The following is a 20,326-nucleotide window of genomic DNA, read 5'->3' on the forward strand; positions in this document are numbered from 1 at the left end:
CGTGTCTTCGTCAGCCGCAGCCGCAGGAGCGCCGTATCACCAGCCGCGACGGGAACAGCTTCAGCCGTTCGCGGCGTGAACCGGCCACCCGCAGGCTGTCGTCGAGGACGAGGTCGATCGCGGCACGGGCCATCGCGGGCCGGTCGGAGGCCACCGTGGTCAGCGGCGGGTCGGTCAGCGCGGCTTCCTTGACGTCGTCGAAGCCGGCCACGGCCAGCTCGCCGGGGACGTCTATGCGGAGTTCGCGCGCGGCCCGCAGTACGCCGATGGCCTGGTCGTCGGTGGCGCAGACGATCGCGGGCGGGCGGTGCGGGCCGGCCAGCAGGGCGAGGGCGACCTGGTAGGCGTCGTAGCGGTTGTACGGGGCCTGGAAGAGGCGGCCTTCGGTCTCGCGGCCGGCCTCCTCCATCGCCTTGCGCCAGCCCGTGACGTGGTCGGCCACCGGGTCGCCGACGACGGGGGTCTCCTCCGTGCCGCCGAGACAGGCGACATAGGGGTGGCCGTGGTGCTCGAGGAGGTGCCGGGTGGCGAGCCGGGCACCTCCGACGTCGTCGGTGACCACGGCGACGTCCTCGATGGCCTCGGGGCGGCGGTGCAGCAGGACCACGCGGGCGTCCCAGGCGTCGATCTCCGCCGCCGCCGTCTCGCTCGGGCCCTGGCTGACCAGGATCAGGCCGGAGACCCGCATACCGAGGAACGCGCGCAGGTAGTGGACCTCGCGCTCGTCGAGATAGTCGGAGTTGCCGACCAGCACCATCTTTCCGCGGTCGGCGGCGGCCTGCTCGACCGCGTGCGCCATCTCCGCGAAGAACGGCTGGCGGGCGTCCGGCACGATCATGCCTATGAGGTCGGTTCTCCGGGAGGCCATGGCCTGGGCGACCCGGTCCGGGCGGTAGCCCAGCTCCTTGATCGCGGCGAGCACACGCTCGCGGGTGGCCGGGGCGACCGGCCGGGGTCCGTTGTTGATGACGTAGCTCACGACCGCGGTCGAAGTACCCGCCAGTCGTGCCACGTCGTCCCGCGTCACCTTGGCCACGCGCGAAGTCTACGCGGATGGAACGGGCCGGTGTCTCCAGGTGTGCAGGTGTTCGTCTCGGCCGGTGTGCACGACGGCCGACATGAGCCGCGGTGTGCGCGCCACGCGCCCCTGCGACGGCTGGTGCGCCCCCGTCGCGCGGTGGGGGTGCCCGCGGTGCCCGCGGACGGCCGCGGGCACCGTCGTCTAGTTCCCGGTCCGGGAGCGGGCGGGGGTGCTGCCACGGGACGCGGCGGACCCGGCGTCGGAAGCGGCGCCTTTGGCCTCGGCCTCCTGGGCGGCCCGCTCCACCTTCTCCGGGACGACGAAGCGGTAGCCGACGTTGCGGACGGTGCCGATGAGTGACTCGTGCTCGGGGCCCAGCTTGGCCCGCAGGCGCCGCACGTGGACGTCGACGGTGCGGGTGCCGCCGAAGTAGTCGTAGCCCCAGACCTCCTGGAGGAGCTGGGCGCGGGTGAAGACCCGACCCGGGTGCTGGGCCAGGTACTTCAGCAGCTCGAACTCCTTGAACGTGAGGTCCAGCACGCGGCCCTTCAGCTTGGCGCTGTACGTGGCCTCGTCGACCGACAGGTCGCCGTTGCGGATCTCCATCGGGGAGTCGTCGCTCACGATCTGCTGGCGGCCCATGGCGAGCCGCAGGCGCGCCTCGACCTCCGCGGGCCCCGCGGTGTCGAGCAGTACGTCGTCGATGCCCCAGTCGGCGGTGACGGCCGCGAGACCGCCCTCCGTCACGACCAGGATCAGCGGACAGCCGGGTCCGGTGGAGCGGAGCAGCTGGCACAGGCTGCGCACCTGCGGCAGGTCGCGCCGTCCGTCCACGAGGATCACGTCGGCGCCGGGGGTGTCGACCAGCGCGGGGCCTTCGGCGGGGGCCACCCGGACCTGGTGCAGCAGCAGGCCGAGGGCCGGCAGCACCTCCGTCGACGGCTGGAGCGCATTGGTCAGTAGCAGGAGGGAACTCATCGCAGCCCACCTGCTCCCATGGCCCTGAGGGCGTGGCCGCTACCCCCGGTCGCCCAGCTGATGTGCGTGGTGGTTCGCTCGCCCATTGCCTCGGTTCCTCCTCGGTCCCTTGCCGGCGATACCCCATGCGCTTTAGGAAAGCGTTAACCACTTCCAGAAAGCACAAAAGGACCCGGGGGCTTCGCTGCCCGGATCCTCCTGCCAGCACAATAGCTCACATGAGTGCAGGTCGGACAGATCCAACGGGGCGGGCCGAGGCCGCCGGGGCGCTCGGCAGCGGAAATGCGCCGGCTTTTCGTGCCGTGCGCCCTGGCATGCGCCGGGCACTGTTGCGTACGTCCGACGGGGTGGCGATCGATGCCCTGTACGAGCCGCGTAGGGCCTCGGATGAGTCGTTCCGGGACGCCGCGGCGGGCGACGGGACCGGCGCGGAGGTGGCCGTCGGAGGGGCGGCCGCAGAAGGGGTGGCCGGGGCGCGGGGCGGCGCCGCGATCGTGCTCGCCCACGGGTTCACCGGCGACCTGGAGCGCCCCCACGTGCGCCGGATAGCGCGATCCCTCGCCCGGCATGCGGCCGTGGTCAGCTTCTCCTTCCGGGGCCACGGCCGGTCCGGCGGGCGCTCCACGGTGGGCGACCGCGAGGTGCTCGACCTGGCGGCAGCGGTCGCCTGGACCCGGCGGCTCGGACACGACCGGGTGATCACCGTGGGCTTCTCCATGGGCGGCTCCGTGGTGCTGCGGCACGCGGCGTTGCACCGGGCCGACGAGCCCGCCGGGGCGCCGCCCGGGGCGCAGCCCTGTGCGGCGCGCGAGGAGCGGGACGGGGCGCCGTTCGTGGGGCGCGGAGTCCGGGTGCCTGCGCCGACGGAACCCGGGGCGGTGGAGCGCGGGGGGCGCACGGTTGCGGACGTGAGCGCCGCCACGGATGCCGTTATCTCCGTGAGCGCGCCCGCACGTTGGTACTACCGCGGCACCGCCCCCATGCGCCGGCTGCACTGGCTGGTCACGCGCCCGGAGGGCCGCGTGCTCGGCCGCTATGGCTTCCGGACCCGGATCCACCACCGCGACTGGGACCCCGTGCCGCTCTCCCCGGTCGAGGCGGTCCCGCTGATCGCCCCCACCCCGCTACTGATCGTGCACGGCGACCGCGACCCGTACTTCCCGCTCGACCACCCCCGCATGCTGGCGGCCGCCTCCGCCGGCGCCGCCGACCTCTGGCTGGAGCCGGGCATGGGCCACGCGGAGCACGCGACCGACGCGGCGTTGCTGTCCCGGATCGCCGACTGGGCGACCGCTGCGCTGCCGCGCTGAGGGCCCCGGGCGATCGGTACACCGCAGGGCCGTGCTGCCCCGGGCGTCGGGTCCAGGACGGCATGATGGGCCGGCACAGGCCACATGGGGGGCACGCGACCGGCGTCGCCGTACTGCCCCGGATCGCCGACCGCCCGCCCGCCGCGCTCCCGTAGTGAGGGCGTCCCGGTGTCGCCGGTGCGCCGCAGGGGTGTGCCGCCCCGGGGGTCCCGCACGGCATGATGGGCCGGCACGGGCCCGCGGCCTGAGGGACCGGCGCAGGTTTCTCAGGCCCGTCCCAGAAGCCGCCGCGCGAGAGGAGCGCACCGATGGCGACGGGCACGATCCGTTACTGGGCCGCGGCCAAGTCCGCTGCCGGCATCGCCGAGGAGCCGTACGACGCCGTGAACCTGGCGCAGGCGCTGGATGCCGTCCGGCTGCGGCATCCCGGCGAACTCGTCAGGGTGCTGCAACGCTGCTCGTTCCTGGTCGACGGCGCCCCCGTCGGCACCCGCGGGCATGAGACGGTACGACTTGCCGAGGGCGGCACCGTCGAGGTGCTGCCGCCGTTCGCAGGAGGATGACGCACCGAGATGACCGATCAGTCGTACGGCCCCGGAGAGTTCGCGGGACCCCTGCCCACGGCGACCGGCCCGGCACCGGCAGCCGGAACGCCCCTTTCGACGTCGCCCTCCACCGCGCCCGCCGACGAGACCGCCCACGCCGCCGGATCCGCTGCGCCCGGCCGGCACCGGCCGCTCACCGCGGCGCAGCAGGCCCGTGCCGAGGGGCGCTCGCCCATCATCGAGCCAGGTCCGGTGCCCGCGGCGCTGACCGCCGTGCTGGGTCTGCTGCTGGCCGGGGCCGCGGCCGTCGACACCTACGCGCTGCTGGTGCCGCTCGTCGTGCTCCAGGCGGTGACCGCGGCGGGCTGGTTCCGGCTGAACGGCATGTGGCCGGCGCGGCAGGGCATCGCCCTGGCCTTCCTGGGCGCCCTCGTCGCGGACGGCGCGCTGCTGGCCGTCGACGACTCGCACGCCCCCGTCGCACTGCTGGCCGTCCTCGGCGTCTGGCTGCTGCTCGCGCTCGCCCTCCAGCTGCGCAGCCGGGCCCCGGCCGACGAGCGGATCACCGGTCTGATGGCCACGATCGTCTCGGCCGCCCTGGCCATCGCGGCGGCCGGCCATCTCGCGGCCGACCGGGACGCCGTCACGGCCTGCGGTATCGCCGTGGCCGCCGCGATCCTGCTCCGGGCGGTCCCGCTGCCGACCGTGCTCTCCGCGCTGCTGGCGCTCGCCGCGGCGGCGGCCGCCGGATATGCAGCGGCGCAGGTCACCGACTACGGCACGCGTGACGCGGCGCTGCTCGGCCTCTGCGCCGGCGTGTGCGCCCTGATCGGGCACCGGGTGGCCAGCTACGACTACCCGTCCCGTTTCGTGCACATGACCGCCGGCGTGGCGCTTCCTCTGACGGCCGCCGCCCCCGTCGTCTACCTCCTGGGCCGGGCCCTCGGGTGACCGCAGGGCCGAGACGCCGGAACCGGGCCACGAGAGTACGGGAGGACCGTCACACCGCCGCCACCGCTCGGCCGCGGGTGGCGCGCGTTAGGCTCCGTCAGGTCCGACCGGGAGGTGCCCGGGCGGAAGACGCGGCGGGAGACCGCCGGGGCGGGGAGAGGCTTCGAGCATGCGCGCACTGCGAATAACCCTGATCGTCGTCGTGGTCCTGGCCGGCATCTTCGTGGCGGCCGACCGCATCGCGGTCAGCTTCGCCCAGGACAAGGCCGCCGACGAGCTGCGCAGCAGCGAGAACCTCCCCGAGAAGCCGGACGTGTCGATCAACGGTTTCCCGTTCCTCACCCAGATCGCCGGCGGCGAGCTGGACGACGTGCGGGTCGGTATCGACGACTACACGGCGAGCACCGAGGGGGCGGGCGGTGACGGTGCGGCCGCGAAGGGTTCCACCACGATCCACATCACGGACCTGAACGCCCAGATGAAGGGCGTCACGTTCTCCAACAGCTTCAGCACGGCCACCGCCGACTCGGCCACCGGCAGCGCCCGTATCTCCTACGCGGAGCTGCTGAAGGCCGCCCAGGTCCAGTCCGTGGAGGTCGCCCCGGGGGTGACCGCCAAGGTCACCCGCCTCTCCGACGGTGGCAACGGCAAGATCAAGGTCACCGTGGCCGGCACCGTGCTGGGCAAGCAGCTGAAGGAGCCGATCACCGTCCTGAGCACGCTGCGCGTCGAGGGCGACGTGGTGAAGGCGCACGCGGACGCCGCGCCCAAGATCGGCGGCGTGCCGACCCCGGAGTCCAAGGTCCGGCAGATCACCGACTTCCAGCAGACGATCACCGGGCTGCCGGCCGGCATCCACATCGACCAGGTCTCGGCGGCGCCGGACGGCGTACACGTCACCGTGGCGGGTTCGCACGTGCATCTGGCCGGATAACACCGCACTGCGCTGGGTAAGACATCACCTCGTCAGGCGGTGACGAGCCGCCGGGAACCGGGTCTGTGAGAACAGCTGTCCGTACTGCGAGATCGAGTTGTCCGCAGAGCAGACCGCAGAGGACGCCCGGGGCGAGGTGAGGACGCAACCCTTGGTTGCCGGGTGAGGCGGGTGCCTGCGATGAGGTGCGTTCCGCATACACCATGTACATGCCATTTTCATCAGCCGGACAATATCGTCTCACTTGCTGAGAAACCGGTGACAGCCGCGCCCACCGATCCCTACGATCGCAGACATGCGGTGCTATGTGAGCGGCCTTCGTGCACGAGGGCAGGCGGATCTGACGAAGCGGCGGGCAGTGGACCTGTGCCGCGTTGCCGCCATGCTCTGTCGCCCGCTCTAGGCGGCCACCGCACGCGCGGCAGGCGGCACGGTGAGCCGGCGCCGCCCGCGCGCAGGCACCGTCGCACACCGCGCCGGATGCCGCAGGTGCCCGTGGGCGCGCGACCGGGTGCACACCCGCCCGCGCCCGCTCCGATCGACCGGCCATCAGGCACCAGCCGGTACCCGATGCCCGGCCCGCGCGCCCGCCGCGCCGCCGCGCACCACCCCCCGAATACGGTCCGGCACCGGACCCGCCGCCACAGCGCAGTGGCATTCCGTACCGAAACCGGCGCATCACGTATCCGATGTACGACACCGGGTGGGCCAGCAAGACCACCCGGTCGCACCCGCACAGCAGCACAGTCCCGCCGCTACTGCCCCGGAGGAGAGAAGCATGAGCCGCAGCGACGTCCTGGTAGACGCCGGCTGGGTCGAGGAGAACCTCGACAACCCGAAGGTCGTCCTCGTCGAGGTCGACGAGGACACTGCCGCGTACGACAAGAACCACATCAAGAACGCCGTGAAGATCGACTGGAAGTCGGACCTCCAGGACCCGGTCCGTCGTGACTTCATCGACCAGGCCGGCTTCGAGAAGCTGCTCTCCGAGCGGGGCATCGCCAACGACGACACGGTGATCCTCTACGGCGGCAACAACAACTGGTTCGCCTCGTACGCCTACTGGTACTTCAAGCTCTATGGCCACGACAGCGTCAAGCTGCTCGACGGCGGCCGCAAGAAGTGGGAGCTGGACTCCCGTGACCTGGTCGACGGCTCCGAGGTGCCGTCCCGCCCGGCCACCGAGTACAAGGCCAAGGCCCCGAACAACGCGATCCGCGCGTTCCGCGACGACGTGGTGAAGGCGATCGGCAGCCAGAACCTGGTCGACGTCCGTTCGCCCGACGAGTTCTCCGGCAAGCTGCTCGCGCCGGCCCACCTGCCGCAGGAGCAGTCCCAGCGCCCCGGCCACGTGCCGAGCGCCCGCAACATCCCGTGGTCCAAGAACGCCAACGACGACGGCACCTTCAAGTCGGACGACGAGCTCAAGGAGCTCTACGCCGAGGAGGAGGTGGACCTCGCCAAGGACACCATCGCCTACTGCCGCATCGGTGAGCGTTCCGCGCTGACCTGGTTCGTGCTGCACGAGCTGCTCGGCGTGACGAACGTCAAGAACTACGACGGTTCCTGGACCGAGTACGGCTCCCTGGTGGGCGTGCCGATCGAGCTCGGCGCCGGCAAGTGACCGGACCGGTCAACCCGAACCGTGTCCACAGGACACGGACACCACCACACCACCACCCTCGACCCTAAGGATTGACGTATGTGTGGAGCCAAGGTCGGCGGCCCCGACGCCTCGACGATCAAGCCCGGTGAGACCACCATCCAGGGCCAGGTGACCCGGAACGGCGAGCCCGTCACCGGTTACGTGCGCCTGCTGGACTCGACCGGCGAGTTCACCGCCGAGGTGCCCACCTCGGCCACCGGCCAGTTCCGCTTCTACGCGGCCGAGGGCACGTGGACCGTCCGCGCACTGGTGCCGGGCGCCACCGCGGACCGCACGGTCGTCGCCCAGACGGGCGGCCTCGCCGAGGTCGCGATCGCCGTCTGACGACGCAGCGCACGAAAAACGGCCAGGGGCCGCATCCCGGAAGCGGGGTGCGGCCCCTGGCCGTGCCGTACGGCCCCGGGGGCGCGGCCCGGCCGTCCGGCCCTGTGCCCCTGGGCGCTTCGGCGTCCGGCGACAGGGCGCTTCGGCCGACTGCGCCGGACGGGTGGCTCGCCTACGCTGAAGGTATGTATGCGCGACGGCGCCACCGCTACTTCCTCATGATGGGGATCTGCATCGGCCTGTTCGTCCTGGCCTGGGGCGTGGTGCGCATCTGGTCGGTGCCCGCCGCCGTGGGCATGTGCGTCGTCGCCATGGTGATCCCGCCGTGCGCGGCGATCGTCGCGAACCGTCGAGGTCCCGAGGACCGCTGGTGGGACGACCCCACCGGAGACCCCAAGTCCGACGAGTGGTGGGACGAGCTGGACGGCAGGACGGACGGCCGGAACGGCAGGAAGGACGGCCGGAAGGACGGCCGGAAACACGAGTGACCGGGGCGCGGCGGTCAGGTCGGTAACGGTCAGGTCAGTACACGAGCGCCTGGGTGTCGTCCGCCAGTGCCTCCTGCACGAAGACCTGCGCGCCCGCGATGCGCACCCCCTTGATGACGTCCTGTTCGGTGATGCCACGCCGGGCCGCGCACTGGGTGCACAGCGTGATGCGGCCGCCCGCCTGGATCCCCTCGATCAGCTCCGGCAAGGGCGCCGCGTGCGGTAGCTCGAACTCCGCCGCCCGGCCCGGCAGCGCGAACCACGCGGACTCCCCGGTCAGCCAGAGCGAGACGTCCGCACCGCTGGCCGCCGCGACGGCCGCGACCGTGAACGCCTGCGAGCAGCGCTCGGGGGCGTCGGCCCCCGCCGTCACCTTGATCACGAGCTTCTTCGCCATGGCGGCATCGTATGCGCCCGACAGGAGAGGGCGATCGGGCGGATCCGTCCCGGCCGCCACGACGCCCGGCCCGGGGGCCCACTAAGCTGGGCCCCGGCCCCCGCGCCGCGGGCAGCGTTCGCCCCGCCCGCCCGAGGACACCGAGGAGTACCCGTGCTTGAGGCATTCTTCGAGACCCTGCTGGCCCTGATCTGCGTCGCCGTGCTGGCGTTCGCCTGGCTGGTCGTGAGCAAGCTCTACGAGGGGCAGCGCTGAGGCCCGTACGGTCACGACGCCGGACGCACCCCACACCCCAACGACAGAGACGTAGCCGAGCCCGATGATCGAAATCCCGTCCGACCTGCACAAGGACCTCGTTCCCCTGGCCTTCCTCCTCGGCGACTGGGCCGGGGCAGGCGTCTTCGACTTCCCCGGCGCCGAGAAGTGCAACTTCGGTCAGGAAGTCACGTTCACCCATGACGGGCGGGACTTCCTGGAGTACCACTCGCACGCCTGGGTGCTGGACTCCGAGGGCAACAAGGTCAGGCCGCTGGAGTCGGAGTCCGGCTTCTGGAGAGTTGACGCCGACCGCAAGATCGAGGTCGTCATGGTCCGTGACGACGGGGTCGTGGAGGTCTGGTACGGGGACCTGGCCGACCGCAAGCCGCGTATCGACCTGGCCACCGACGCCGTCGCCCGCACTGCGGCCTCCGGCCCGTACAGCGGCGGCAAGCGGCTGTACGGCTATGTGAACGGTGACCTGATGTGGGTCGGCGAGAAGCAGACCCCCGAGGTGCCGCTGCGGCCCTACATGTCGGCCCAGCTGAAGAAGGCCGTCAGCCCCGAGCAGGTCGCCGCCTGGGCCAAGGACCTCGGAGACCTCCCGGACGACGGCATCGCCTTCTTCAAGTGAGCCGTTCCAGGTGAGCCGTGCGTCCTGAGTGAGCCGTGTTGCCGACGTGAGCCGCTTTCCTTGAGTCAGTCGCGTTCTTCGAGTGAGGCGTCCGCCGGCTGCCTACACTGGGGAACGTGGTGAGCACCGACTGGAAGAGCGATCTACGGCAGCGCGGCTACCGTCTGACCCCGCAGCGGCAGCTGGTGCTCGAAGCCGTGGACACGCTGGAGCACGCCACCCCCGACGACATCCTCGTCGAGGTGCGCAAGACCGCCTCCGGGGTGAACATCTCCACCGTCTACCGCACCCTCGAGCTGCTCGAGGAGTTGGGCCTGGTCAGCCACGCCCACCTCGGGCACGGCGCGCCCACCTACCACCTCGCGGACCGCCACCACCACATGCACCTGGTCTGCCAGGACTGCGGGGACGTCATCGAGGCCGATGTCGAGCTGGCGGCCGAGTTCACCGCGAAGCTGCGGGAGACCTTCGGCTTCGACACCGACATGAAGCACTTCGCCATCTTCGGCCGCTGCGCCAAGTGCAACGCGGCGGCCGACGGCGCACCACACGGCGTCGGCGCACCGAAGACGGCACCCGAGTGACGGCCCGCACCCCGCGGAAAAGAAAGCCGGACGCGGCAACCAGGCACGTAAGCACACAGTCGTAGGCTGTGTGGATATGAAGAGCCCTCTGCTGACCCTGCCAGGCGCCGTCCCCGCCGAGGGCGTGGACGAAGGCGTCGCCGCGCACTACGGCGATCTGTTCCGCGAGCAGCGCGCCCTCGCCGACGGAACCGGTCTCGTCGACCTGTCGCACCGCGGTGTGATCACCGTGACCGGTGAGGACCGGCTGAGCTGGCTTCACCTGCTGCTCACCCAGCACGTCAGCAACCTTCCCGCAGGTCAGGCCACCGAGGCACTGATCCTCTCGCCGCACGGCCACATCGAGCACGCCCTGTACCTCGTCGACGACGGCAGCACGGTGTGGATGCATGTCGAGCCGGGCACGCAGGAAGCGCTCATCGGCTACCTGGAGTCGATGAAGTTCTTCTACCGGGTCGAGGTGGCCGACCGCACCGCCGACACCGCCGTCGTGCACCTCCCGGCCGGCTCGATCACCGAGGTGCCCGAGGCGGTCGCGGTGCGCGAGACCGCGTACGGGCGCGATCTGTTCCTGCCGCGCGCCGAGCTGACGGCCTTCGCGCAGCGCGGCGGCCCGGCGATCGGCATCCTCGCCTACGAGGCGCTGCGCGTGGAGGCACACCGGCCACGCCTCGGCTTCGAGACCGACCACCGCACCATCCCGCACGAGGTCGGCTGGATCGGCGAGGCCGTGCACCTGGACAAGGGCTGCTACCGCGGCCAGGAGACGGTCGCCCGGGTGCACAACCTGGGCAAGCCACCGCGCCGTCTGGTCTTCCTGCACCTGGACGGCAGCGAGGTGCACCTGCCGCCGCACGGCGCCGCCATCCGGCTCGCCCAGGACGGCGCGGAGGGCCGCAAGCTGGGCTTCGTCACCACCTCCGCCCGCCACCACGAGCTCGGCCCCATCGCCCTCGCGCTGGTCAAGCGGAACGTACCGCCGGAGGCGCAGCTGCTCGCTGACACCACGGCGGCGGCACAGGAGCTGGTGGTGCTGCCGTAGCGGGTGGGGCCCGGCGCCGTCGCGGCGCGGGGCGCGGTGTCAGATCTCCAGCAGCACGGTGAACGGCCCGTCGTTGGTCAGCGACACCCGCATCCGCGCGCCGAACCGTCCCGTCGCCACGGTGGCGCCCAGCGCCCGCAGCTGCGCGACCACCTCGTCCACCAGCGGTTCGGCGACGTCCGAGGGCGCCGCAGCGTTCCAGGTGGGCCGGCGGCCCTTGCGGGCGTCGCCGTAGAGCGTGAACTGGCTGATGACGAGGAGCGGTGCGGCGAGGTCCGAGCAGGACTTCTCGTCGTGCAGCATCCGGACCGACCAGAGCTTGCGGGCCAGCTGTGCGGCCTTCTCCTTGGTGTCCTCGTGGGTGACGCCCACCAGCACGCACAGGCCCTCGCCGGTGATCTCCCCGACGGTCCGCGTCTCGCCGTCGTCGTCCGTCACGACGACGCTCGCGCCGTCCACTCGCTGTACCACCGCACGCATGCGGACCATGATGCCGTGTGCCGGCCCCGACCTGGCAAGGAGGTCCCGGCGGCACCCGGCAGGGAGCTTCCGGCGGCATCCGGCAGGGAAGTTCCGGCACCGCCCGGCAGGGAGGTCGCGGGCGCTGCCTCCCGATCCGTTCGTCCGTCCGGCGCCCGTGCATCCGTGGCCCTCCGTCTGGCCCTTCGTGGTGCCCACGGACCCCCCGTCCGGGCCATCAGGGCGCCTGCTGACCCCCCATCCGGGGATGATCGCGGGCAGTCAGGCATACACCGCCCGGGTGTGGTGCAGGATGGCCACGCGGTCAGACCCGGGCGAGGCGAAGTGGAGCAATGCCGGATGTGCACACCGACGACCGGGGCCGGACGGCTCCCCGGGGCCCTGTCCACCACCGCCCCCCAGGCGTCCGGACCACGGGCCCCCGAGCTCCCGGCGCCGGACCTCCCCCGGCTGCGGCTGGCCGAGCTGCGGGTGCTGCGGCGGGACGCGCTGCGTACCGAGGCCGATCTGAGCTACGTGCGCCGCCTGGTGCAGGGCCGTATCGACATCCTGCGGGCCGAGCTGGAGCTCCGGCTCGCCGACCGCCCCTCGGATGCGCCCCCGACCTCCGATGCGCCCCCCACCGCGCCGCTGGTCGCCCGGCTCACCAGGATCCTGGCCGACCGGCCCGCGGGGCAGCGTTCCTCCGCCCGGCATGTGACGCTCGGCACTCCGCACAGCGAGGAGTACGGGCAGCTCGCGGCCGCGATGCTCGCCGAGGTCGAGCTGTCCGACCTGGACGCCCGCACCGACGACGAGCTGCGGGCCGCGATGGGCCGGCTCGTCACGTACGAGCAGCAGGTGTCCCGGCGCCGCCAGCAGCTCCAGCACATCGCGGACGGGTGCGGCGCCGAGATCGCCCGCAGGTACCGTGAGGGCGAAGCCCAAGTAGACGACCTGCTCGCCTGACGCGGCGGCACCCGGCGGCCCCGGCTCCGCACGGCCCCATCCCGGTGCTCGCGTCGCGCGCGGGTCCCGTTCGGAAGGTCACCGCCGATGTCCGCCGACCGCCCCGCCCACGCACCGGGCACTCCCTCCGCCACCGGGTCCGCCGACGGTGCCGCGCCACGTGCCGAACAGGCCGTACTCGCCGAGATCGTGCGCTCCGGGTTCGTGGAGGGGCAGCACCGCGGCAGCCTGGTGCTGCTGGCCCCCGACGGCAGCGTGGAGCTGGCCCTCGGCGAGGTGACGGCGCCGATCTTCCCGCGCTCCACCACCAAGCCGATGCAGGCCGTCGCCGTACTGCGGGCCGGTGTCGAACTCGTCGGCGAGCGACTCGCGTTGGCCGCGGGCAGCCACTCCGGCGAGGACTTCCACCGCGACCTGGTACGGCAGCTGCTGGCCGAGCACGAGCTGACCCCCGACGATCTGGCCTGCCCGCCGGACCTCCCCCTCGACCAGGTCGCACGCGAGGCGCACCTGGCCGCCGGCGGCGGCCGGGAGCGGGTCGCGATGAACTGCTCGGGCAAGCACGCGGCGATGCTCGCGGCGTGCCGGCGCGCCGGCTGGCCCACCGAGTCGTACCTGGCGCCCGAGCACCCGTTGCAGGTGCAGGTGCGCAACGTGGTCGAGGAGGTGCTGGGCGAGCCGGTGACGGTGACGGGCACGGACGGCTGCGGGGCGCCCGTGATGGGCATCGGGCTCACCGATCTGGCCCGGGTCTTCCGGCACTTCGTGCTCGCCGCCCCCGGCACCCTCGAACGCCGCGTCGCCGACGCCATGCGGGCGCACCCCGAGTACGTCGCCGGCACCCGGCGCGCCGACACCTGGGTGATGCAGGCGGTGCCGGGGGCGCTCGTCAAGAGCGGTGCGGAGGCCGTGCAGGCGGTGGGGCTCGCGGACGGCCGCGCCCTGGCCTTCAAGATCGACGACGGTGCGGCGCGCGCCCTGGGCCCGGTACTCGCGCGCGCCCTGAGCCGCGCCGGCGTGCAGGACGACGTGCTGTCCCGCATCGGCCACGAGCCGCTGATGGGCGGCGACCAGGAGGTCGGCTCGATCCGCGCGGTGTTCTGAGCCGGGACGTTCGGGACGGCAGCGGTGCGGAACGGGGCACGGGGCGCGGGAAACCGGCACGACACCCGGCCCCGCTCCCCCCTACGGTGGCCCCATGCCTGCTGCCACGCCTGAAGTACGCACGATCGACGAGTCCGAGGTGGCGGACTGGAGTCGCGCGCTGAACACCGGTTTTCTCCGCCCGCCGAAGCCCCACCCGGAGGCCGTCGCGGAACGTGCCGCGCGGTTCGACCTCACCAGGACCCGCGGGGCCTTCGACGAGGGCCGCTGCGTGGCCACGTTCCGTTCCGTCCCGCAGTTGCTCACCGCCGTCGGCGGCGCCCCCGTACGGGCCGACGCCGTCACGAACGTGACCGTCTCGCCCACCCACCGCCGCCGCGGCCTGCTCAGCCGGATGATGGCCGCCGACCTGGCCGAGGCGCGCGAGCGCGGCGACGTGGTGGCCACCCTGATCGCGTCGGAGTACCCGATCTACGGCCGGTACGGCTTCGGTCCGGCCGCCGCGCTGGCCGACTGGGAGGTCGACGTGGCGCGCGCCGGGCTCGACCCCCGCTGGCGTGGCCCCGCGTGCGGCGGCAGGATCGACCTGGTGGACGGCCCGGACGTGCTCAAGCTCGGGCCCGAGCTGCACGACAGGTTCCGCGCCCGGCAGCACGGCGCCATCGACCGCGACGAGCGCTGGTGGCGGCTGGCCACCGGCCAGGAGACCGTCCCCGGAGAGCCCTGGACCGAGCCGTTCCACGCGGTCTACCGTTCGGCCGCCGGAGAGGTGGAGGGGCTGCTCACCTACCGTGCCGACGACGTCTGGGGCGACGCGAAGCAGCCGCTGAACACGGCCACCGTGGACGACCTGATCGCCGTCACCCCGGCCGCCGAGCGCGCGCTGTGGCACTACGTCTGCTCGATCGACTGGATCACCAGGATCCGCACCGGCCACCGCGCCACGGACGACCTCCTGCCGCTGCTCCTGCCGAACCCGCGCGCCGCACGCGCCGTCACCCGTTCCGACTGGCTGTGGGTGCGGATCCTGGACGTCGTACGGGCCCTCGAAGCGCGTACCTACGCGACGGCCGGCACCCTGGTGCTGGAGATCGTCGACGCGGCCGGGCGCGCGGACGCGGCAGCGGTGGGGGTACCTCCCAGCCCCTCAGGGCACTGGGGGAGGGCCGGCGGCAGCCGGTACCGCCTGGAGGCGGGCCCGGACGGCGCGTCCTGCACCCCGACCACCGAGGCCCCCGCCCTCACCCTGGGCGCCGGCGAGCTCGCCGCGCTCTGGCTCGGCGAGGAGTCCCCGGTACGCCTCGCGGCCCTCGACCGCCTGGTCGAACACCGCCCCGGCGCCGCCACCACGGCGGACCTCCTCTTCCGCACGGCACGCCGACCCTGGTGCCCGGACCTGTTCTGACCGCCGCGGGCCGGCGGGCTGTTCCTGACGGTTGCGGGCCGGCCGCTGACCGGGCGGGGGTGTGCGTCATCCCCGCCCGGTCAGCAGCATTACGATGATCACGCTTCCGATGCAGGTCAGGGCAGAGCTGCGGGTCTTGACGCCGAGGGAGAGCAGCAGGAAGGCGATGATGCCCATCGGCCCGTACTTCCACTGGACCAGCTGCTCGAACCCGATGGCCAGGGCGGCCACGGCGATGGTGATGACGGTGGTGGTTCCTCCGGTCCCTCCCCGGTGTGTCATGACATTCCCTCCCCGGCGTGCACGGTTCGTCCGCGGGGTCGCGTGAGCGTGCACGGTCGTTCGCGTGGGTGACTGCGCCGGCGCGAAGCTGTGGCTTGTCGCGCGGTGCGGTGGCTCGTGCGCGGGTGGTTGTGGGCCGCGCGCGGGTCTGCTTGCGATCAGCGTTTGTGCGGCAGCGCCTGCGGGTCAGCGGCTCGGGGCGGCGATCACCAGGGCGAGGATGACGGCGCCCGCCGAACTGAACGCGGTCTTGCCGGTCTTGAGGCCGATGGCCAGCAACAGGAGCCCGGCGAGACCGGCCGGACCGTACGGCCACCGCAGGAACTGCTTGACGGTGACGGCGAGCACCTCGCTCGCGAGGGTGAGGACGGTCATCTGGATCCCCCCGTTCGCCAAGTTGGCAACCAACTATGCTTAAGTTGTTCCCACTTGGTCGTAAGTAGTAAACAACTTTCAAGTGACTGTGCTTAGGTGGTCGCTGGTTGTACGGTTTGGTTGTTGGTGGTAGTGATCCAGGAGGCAGGTGCCGTGGACGACCGTCACAGACGCTCCGCCGAAGAGATCGCCGACGTACTGCGCGAGCGCATCCACACCGGAACCCTCAAGGCAGGTGCCCGACTGCCGACGCAGGCGGAGCTGGCCGCCGAGTTCGACGTGGAGCGCGGCACGGTGCGCCAGGCCCTGCGGACCCTCCAGACCGAGGGACTGCTGGCGAACGTCAGCAAGGGCAGCCCCCCGCGCGTCGCGACGCCCGCGCCCGCGCGCGAGGCGCCGCAGCCGTCGATGGTGGCCCTGGCGCCCCGCCTGGACGCGGCGTTCGCGGCATCCGAGGTGCGGATAGACGCGGTCTGCCTCACCGCGGAGACCTTGATGCTGGCGATGAGCGAGCCGGTCCGGCTGATCCACCAGGGGCGGCTGCGCCCGTCCTCCGTGGACGTGCGCATCCTGCTGCCCAGCCGCGACATCTCGCTGGCCTTCCCGGCCTCCGCCGAGGGGCGCGAGGGGGACGCACGGGTGCACCACCGCTGGCTCAACCAGCGCAACGCCCAGGGCCAGGTGCTCCGTCACAACCTGCTGGCCCTGCGCACCTCGCACGACATCGACGTACGCGTCACCTTCCGCGCCCTGCCCTTCACCCCGCCCATCAAGCTCTACCTGCTCAACGGCGAGGAGGCGTTGTTCGCGTACTACACGGTCACCCGGCGCGCCGAGGAGTACGAGGCGGACCGGTTGGACATGTACGACGCCTTGGGTGGCCGCTCGCTGTTGTTCTCCTTCGAGAAGGGGGCCGGCCAGCGTGAGGCGGCGTTCGTGGCCGAGTCGCAGAACTGGTTCGACGCGCTCTGGGAAACCATCGCCAGGGACCTGACACTCTCCTAGTGAGCTCTGATACGAAACGGACTGAACCGGCGTCAGAACAGACCGGATTGGTAGCAGGTGAGACCGAATCCCCGATGGAACGTGACCGTGATCGCGACCGGTTGGTGAAGGGACCGTCCAGATCGGGACGGGACGGCCCGGTGGCAGGACGGGACGGCCCGGCGCCCGGTCCCGGCGGTCCGGTGGGCGAGTCGCCGCCGGGCGGTCCGGACCAGCCGGACAAGGGCGAGCCTGCCGTCGAGCGGACGCACGGGCTGGACGACCTGGTCGCCGCCGCCCGACTCGTCCTGTTCGACTTCGACGGGCCGATCTGCCGGCTCTTCGCCCACCACAAGGCCGAGCGGGTCGCCACCGAGCTGGTGGAGTGGGTGGCCGAGTGCGGTCTGCGGGACCTGCTCTCACCGCGGGAGCGCGAGAGCCTCGACCCGCACAAGGTGTTGCAGGCCGTGGACCGCAGACGACCCGGCAGCGATCTCGTCACCGAGCTGGAGGAGCGCCTGACGAAGGAGGAGCTGCGTGCCGCGGCCTCCGCCTGGCCCACCGCGTTCGCCGACCCGCTGATCCGCACCTGGCACGCCGTGGGCGTCCGGCTCGCCATCACCACCAACAACTCCCCGCAGGTGGCACGCGCCTACCTCGTCGGCCGCGGTCTCGCGGGCTGCTTCGAACCGCACATCTACGGTCGCACCGACGACCTGGCGCTGCTCAAACCCGACCCGCACTGCCTGCGCCGCGCACTGAACGCGACGGGCACCGCCCCCGCCGCCGGGCTCATGATCGGCGACAACAGCTCGGACTTCGCCGCCGCCCGCCGGGCAGGCGTGGCCTTCCTCGGCTACGCGTCGAACGAGCACAAGGCGAAGCTGCTGCGCGACGCGGGGGTGGACCACATCGTCACCTCGTTGGACCAGGTCCTCGAGGTGGTGATCCGCACCCGTGGCCGGCTGTCGAGTGCGGATTCCTAGACCCGATCGGGTCGGAGGAAGGGACGGGGTCGCCGCCGTGTGCCCGTACGGGCCAGTGGGGTGTGGCGTACGAGGCCCCTGAGGGGTGAGGGACGTACGTGGTGACTAAGGTGTGCTGCACTTCGACGCGAGTGCCCGAGTTCTCAGGAGTGGCTGTTGCGTGGATCTCCCGCTCGGGTGACCGCTGCCCCGTGGGCCGGCCCGGCCGCCGACGCGTCGGGTACGTCGCCGGACGACACGTCGACCGAGGAGTCCCGGAAACCGTCGGACGACGCCTGGACGTGGTCGCCCGACGCCCCGCTGCCGGACCCCGGCGCCCTGGAGCCGGACCCCGGCATCCCGGCGTCGGACCCCGGCTCCTGGACCACGGCCGCTGCCGCTCCCGCCCCCACGGCGCTCCTCACGCCCGCGTCCGCGCCCTCCCGCGTGCCCGTTCGCGCGGACCTGCCCGCCTGCGTCCTCAGGCCCGCCCCCGTACCCGTACCCGTACGGGCGCCTTACTGGACCCCGGACGAACGCGTCCCCGAACGCCCCGACTTCCCCCGCAGCGCCGTGCGGGAGGCGCTGGCCGCGGAGCGCGTGGCGCCCCCGGGATGCGTCATCCGGGGCACCACGCACCGGAACTCGATCGTGTACGTGCCGAGCCGTGGCGTGCGGGTCGTGGTGCGGCGCCTGGTGCCGGACAGGGCGCGCCTGGAGCGCTGTTTCCTCAGCGAGCACGCCGTACTCGCCGCCATCGAGCGCTCCGGAGTACCGGTGCGCGCCCCCCGGGTGCTGGCGCTGGGCACGGATCACGCCGGTGGAGTCGCCGCTTCCAGGGTCCTCGGGACCTCGGGGGAGGACGAGGACGCCTTCGCGATCCACTCCTACGAGGGTCTGTCGGGTCTGTCCTGCGAGGGCCCGTCGACGGCCGGTACCGGACCGCGGCACCCGGTGCAGGGGCTGCTGCCCAGGGAGGCGGACGACGTCGTCGCCCAGCTCGAGGCGCTGACCCGGGTCGACCACCGCCTGCTCGACCCGGCCGCTGAGCGCGTCGACTTCTATGCCTGGCTGTGCGAGGAACTGGCGGCCCTGGTGGGCCGGCTGCCCGCCACGTCATGGCGTCTCGCCCGGGAGTTCGGGCTGCCGGACGGGCCACGGCTGCGCGAGATCCTCGGGCGTCACCGGGTGCGGCAGCGTGACGTGGCCCTGCTGCACGGCGACCTCAACCCCTGGAACCTGGTCCGCGGCGCGGGCCCCGACGCCGGACTCGTGCTGATCGACTGGGAGATGGCGATGGTCGGCGACCCGCTCTACGACCTCGCCCGCCATCTGCACCTGACCCCCACGCTTCCCGACATCCGCACCCGCATGCTCACCGCCTGGCACCGCCGGCTGCCGGAGCGCTTCACCCGCGGTTGGGAGGCGGACCTGCGTCTCTACCGCGCCATCGAGGTCGTGCGCTCCGCCTACGTCGACCTCCACCGGCTGGTCACGCACGCGGGCCTGGACGCGCCGAACGTGCGGCGCGCGGTCGACGCGTACGCGATGACGCTGCACGCGGCCACCGCGTTCCTGGGGCTCCGGCAGCGGGAACCGGCCACGGAGTTCCTGACGGCGGCGAGCCGTTCGTGAGGTCGTGAGCCGTAAGCCGTAAGGCCGTTGTGAGGTCGGGAGGCGTTCCTGATGGCCGCGCGTCGTGCCCGAGGGCTCCGGATCATCCCCTGATCCCCAGCCGGGCCAGCCGTTCCGGATCGGCGATGAGATGGATTCCGGTGATCTTTCCTGCGCTGCCGACCGTCAGGCTCATCACCGATATCGGGGCGTCGTCGACCACCGCGAGCAGCCCCGGAGCGCCGTTGACCAGGACGGACCGGGCGTGGACCGCCAGTCGGCGGTAGCTGAAGGCATTGCCGGCCACGTCCGCCGCGCCCCGCACCAGTTGCGAACCGGCCGCGCCGGTGTCCACGCGCAGCGTGACCTCGGGGTCGAGCAGGGCGAGCAGCGCGTCGAAGTCGCCGTCCCGTGCGGCGGTGAGGAAGGCGTCGACGGCGTCGTGGCGGCGTGCCGGGTCGGTGTCGGGCACGGGTGCGGCCTGTTCGATACGGCGCCGGGCGCGGCTGGCGAGCTGCCGGGTGGCGGTCGGGGTGCGGCCTGCGATGGGCGCGATGGCGTCGAACGGGACGGCGAAGAGGTCGTGCAGCACGTAGGCGAGGCGTTCCGCCGGGCCGAGCGTGTCCAGCACGACGAGCAGGGCGAGTCCGACCGAGTCGGCGGTCAGTGCCTGGAACTCCGGGTCGCCCTCGTCGTCCGGCACCGTGACGACCGGGTCGGGCAGCCGAACATCCAGCGGCTCCTCCCGGCGCGACTGGCGCGCCCGCAGCATGTCCAGGCAGATCCGGCCGACCACGGTGGTGAGCCAGCCGGTCAGGTTCCGGATGTCGTCGGCGCCGCTGCGGCCGAGCCGGATCCACGCCTCCTGGACGGCGTCGTCGGCCTCGCTCAACGATCCGAGCATGCGGTAGGCCACCGCCCGCAGGTGCACCCGGTTCGCCTCGAATCGCGCAGCCAGGGCCTCGCGCCCGGCACCGTCCCCGTTGTCGCCCATGGCGGCATTGTTCCGTGCGGGGTTCGGTGCCGGTGTGCCGAGG

General features: G+C 72.5%; 24 protein-coding genes. 17 read left to right on the top strand and 7 right to left on the bottom strand.

Features of this window, described 5'->3' with window-relative positions:
- Window positions 1-10 precede the first annotated feature (10 nt).
- Complete coding sequence (locus NQO67_RS34880) at window positions 11-1,036, bottom strand: LacI family DNA-binding transcriptional regulator (protein WP_255954440.1); 1,026 nt, start codon at window positions 1,034-1,036, stop codon at window positions 11-13.
- A 186-nt stretch (window positions 1,037-1,222) separates the two neighbouring features.
- Complete coding sequence (locus NQO67_RS34885; protein WP_255954441.1) at window positions 1,223-1,999, bottom strand: response regulator transcription factor; 777 nt, start codon at window positions 1,997-1,999, stop codon at window positions 1,223-1,225.
- A 329-nt stretch (window positions 2,000-2,328) separates the two neighbouring features.
- Here NQO67_RS34885 and NQO67_RS34890 point away from each other — a divergent pair, with 329 nt between their 5' ends.
- The 8 genes from NQO67_RS34890 (at window position 2,329) to NQO67_RS34920 (ending at window position 8,217) form a co-directional block, all read left to right on the top strand.
- Complete coding sequence (locus NQO67_RS34890; RefSeq protein ID WP_255954540.1) at window positions 2,329-3,309, top strand: alpha/beta hydrolase; 981 nt, start codon at window positions 2,329-2,331, stop codon at window positions 3,307-3,309.
- Window positions 3,310-3,617: 308 nt separating this feature from the next.
- Complete coding sequence (locus tag NQO67_RS34895; protein WP_255954442.1) at window positions 3,618-3,872, top strand: MoaD/ThiS family protein; 255 nt, start codon at window positions 3,618-3,620, stop codon at window positions 3,870-3,872.
- Window positions 3,873-3,881: 9 nt separating this feature from the next.
- Window positions 3,882-4,805, top strand: a complete 924-nt coding sequence (locus NQO67_RS34900; protein WP_308295725.1) for a hypothetical protein — start codon at window positions 3,882-3,884, stop codon at window positions 4,803-4,805.
- Between the two features lie 169 nt (window positions 4,806-4,974).
- Window positions 4,975-5,739, top strand: coding sequence for an LmeA family phospholipid-binding protein (locus NQO67_RS34905; protein ID WP_255954443.1), 765 nt, complete (start codon window positions 4,975-4,977; stop codon window positions 5,737-5,739).
- 295 nt (window positions 5,740-6,034) lie between these two features.
- Window positions 6,035-6,142: a putative leader peptide gene (locus NQO67_RS44675; RefSeq protein ID WP_374119236.1), complete on the top strand. Its 108-nt coding sequence runs from the start codon at window positions 6,035-6,037 to the stop codon at window positions 6,140-6,142.
- 375 nt (window positions 6,143-6,517) lie between these two features.
- Window positions 6,518-7,363: a sulfurtransferase gene (locus NQO67_RS34910; RefSeq protein WP_255954444.1), complete on the top strand. Its 846-nt coding sequence runs from the start codon at window positions 6,518-6,520 to the stop codon at window positions 7,361-7,363.
- Between the two features lie 78 nt (window positions 7,364-7,441).
- Window positions 7,442-7,729, top strand: coding sequence for a DUF1416 domain-containing protein (locus NQO67_RS34915; RefSeq protein ID WP_255954445.1), 288 nt, complete (start codon window positions 7,442-7,444; stop codon window positions 7,727-7,729).
- Window positions 7,730-7,914: 185 nt separating this feature from the next.
- Entirely contained in the window at window positions 7,915-8,217 is a 303-nt protein-coding gene (locus NQO67_RS34920; protein WP_255954446.1) for a DUF3099 domain-containing protein, read from the top strand.
- Window positions 8,218-8,251: 34 nt separating this feature from the next.
- Here NQO67_RS34920 and NQO67_RS34925 read toward each other — a convergent pair whose 3' ends face one another.
- Window positions 8,252-8,614 (bottom strand): DsrE family protein, encoded by a 363-nt coding sequence (locus NQO67_RS34925; RefSeq protein WP_255954447.1) that lies wholly within the window; start codon window positions 8,612-8,614, stop codon window positions 8,252-8,254.
- 319 nt (window positions 8,615-8,933) lie between these two features.
- Here NQO67_RS34925 and NQO67_RS34930 point away from each other — a divergent pair, with 319 nt between their 5' ends.
- The 3 genes from NQO67_RS34930 (at window position 8,934) to ygfZ (ending at window position 11,132) form a co-directional block, all read left to right on the top strand.
- On the top strand, window positions 8,934-9,506 hold the full coding sequence (locus NQO67_RS34930; protein ID WP_255954448.1) for a heme-binding beta-barrel domain-containing protein: 573 nt from the start codon (window positions 8,934-8,936) through the stop codon (window positions 9,504-9,506).
- Window positions 9,507-9,622: 116 nt separating this feature from the next.
- On the top strand, window positions 9,623-10,090 hold the full coding sequence (locus NQO67_RS34935; protein WP_255954449.1) for a Fur family transcriptional regulator: 468 nt from the start codon (window positions 9,623-9,625) through the stop codon (window positions 10,088-10,090).
- A 76-nt stretch (window positions 10,091-10,166) separates the two neighbouring features.
- Window positions 10,167-11,132, top strand: coding sequence for a CAF17-like 4Fe-4S cluster assembly/insertion protein YgfZ (gene ygfZ, locus NQO67_RS34940; RefSeq protein ID WP_255954450.1), 966 nt, complete (start codon window positions 10,167-10,169; stop codon window positions 11,130-11,132).
- A gap of 39 nt (window positions 11,133-11,171) precedes the next feature.
- Here the strand turns inward: ygfZ and dtd are convergent, their stop codons facing one another.
- Window positions 11,172-11,612 (bottom strand): D-aminoacyl-tRNA deacylase, encoded by a 441-nt coding sequence (gene dtd, locus NQO67_RS34945; protein ID WP_255954451.1) that lies wholly within the window; start codon window positions 11,610-11,612, stop codon window positions 11,172-11,174.
- A 339-nt stretch (window positions 11,613-11,951) separates the two neighbouring features.
- Between dtd and NQO67_RS34950 the strand changes: the two genes are divergently transcribed.
- The 3 genes from NQO67_RS34950 (at window position 11,952) to NQO67_RS34960 (ending at window position 15,069) form a co-directional block, all read left to right on the top strand.
- Entirely contained in the window at window positions 11,952-12,560 is a 609-nt protein-coding gene (locus NQO67_RS34950) for an RsiG family protein (RefSeq protein ID WP_255954452.1), read from the top strand.
- Window positions 12,561-12,647: 87 nt separating this feature from the next.
- Window positions 12,648-13,664, top strand: a complete 1,017-nt coding sequence (locus tag NQO67_RS34955) for an asparaginase (protein ID WP_255954453.1) — start codon at window positions 12,648-12,650, stop codon at window positions 13,662-13,664.
- Between the two features lie 94 nt (window positions 13,665-13,758).
- On the top strand, window positions 13,759-15,069 hold the full coding sequence (locus NQO67_RS34960) for a GNAT family N-acetyltransferase (RefSeq protein WP_255954454.1): 1,311 nt from the start codon (window positions 13,759-13,761) through the stop codon (window positions 15,067-15,069).
- Window positions 15,070-15,135: 66 nt separating this feature from the next.
- On the opposite strand, the gene NQO67_RS34965 is transcribed toward NQO67_RS34960, so the two are convergent.
- Both NQO67_RS34965 and NQO67_RS34970 read right to left on the bottom strand, forming a co-directional pair.
- The gene (locus tag NQO67_RS34965) at window positions 15,136-15,351 is read right to left on the bottom strand and encodes a hypothetical protein (protein WP_255954455.1); all 216 of its coding nucleotides are present in this window, start codon (window positions 15,349-15,351) and stop codon (window positions 15,136-15,138) included.
- Between the two features lie 186 nt (window positions 15,352-15,537).
- Window positions 15,538-15,726, bottom strand: a complete 189-nt coding sequence (locus NQO67_RS34970) for a hypothetical protein (RefSeq protein WP_255954456.1) — start codon at window positions 15,724-15,726, stop codon at window positions 15,538-15,540.
- Window positions 15,727-15,879: 153 nt separating this feature from the next.
- Between NQO67_RS34970 and NQO67_RS34975 the strand changes: the two genes are divergently transcribed.
- From NQO67_RS34975 to NQO67_RS34985, 3 genes are all read left to right on the top strand, one after another.
- A complete protein-coding gene (locus tag NQO67_RS34975; protein WP_255954457.1) occupies window positions 15,880-16,731 on the top strand; it encodes a winged helix-turn-helix domain-containing protein in 852 nt (283 codons plus the stop codon).
- 254 nt (window positions 16,732-16,985) lie between these two features.
- A complete protein-coding gene (locus NQO67_RS34980) occupies window positions 16,986-17,696 on the top strand; it encodes an HAD family hydrolase (RefSeq protein ID WP_255954541.1) in 711 nt (236 codons plus the stop codon).
- Window positions 17,697-17,873: 177 nt separating this feature from the next.
- On the top strand, window positions 17,874-19,310 hold the full coding sequence (locus NQO67_RS34985; RefSeq protein ID WP_255954458.1) for a phosphotransferase family protein: 1,437 nt from the start codon (window positions 17,874-17,876) through the stop codon (window positions 19,308-19,310).
- An 82-nt stretch (window positions 19,311-19,392) separates the two neighbouring features.
- Here NQO67_RS34985 and NQO67_RS34990 read toward each other — a convergent pair whose 3' ends face one another.
- Window positions 19,393-20,283, bottom strand: a complete 891-nt coding sequence (locus NQO67_RS34990) for a sigma-70 family RNA polymerase sigma factor (RefSeq protein WP_255954459.1) — start codon at window positions 20,281-20,283, stop codon at window positions 19,393-19,395.
- Window positions 20,284-20,326 lie beyond the last annotated feature (43 nt).

The sequence above is a fragment of the Streptomyces odontomachi genome (assembly GCF_024435355.1).
Lineage (GTDB): Bacteria > Actinomycetota > Actinomycetes > Streptomycetales > Streptomycetaceae > Streptomyces > Streptomyces odontomachi.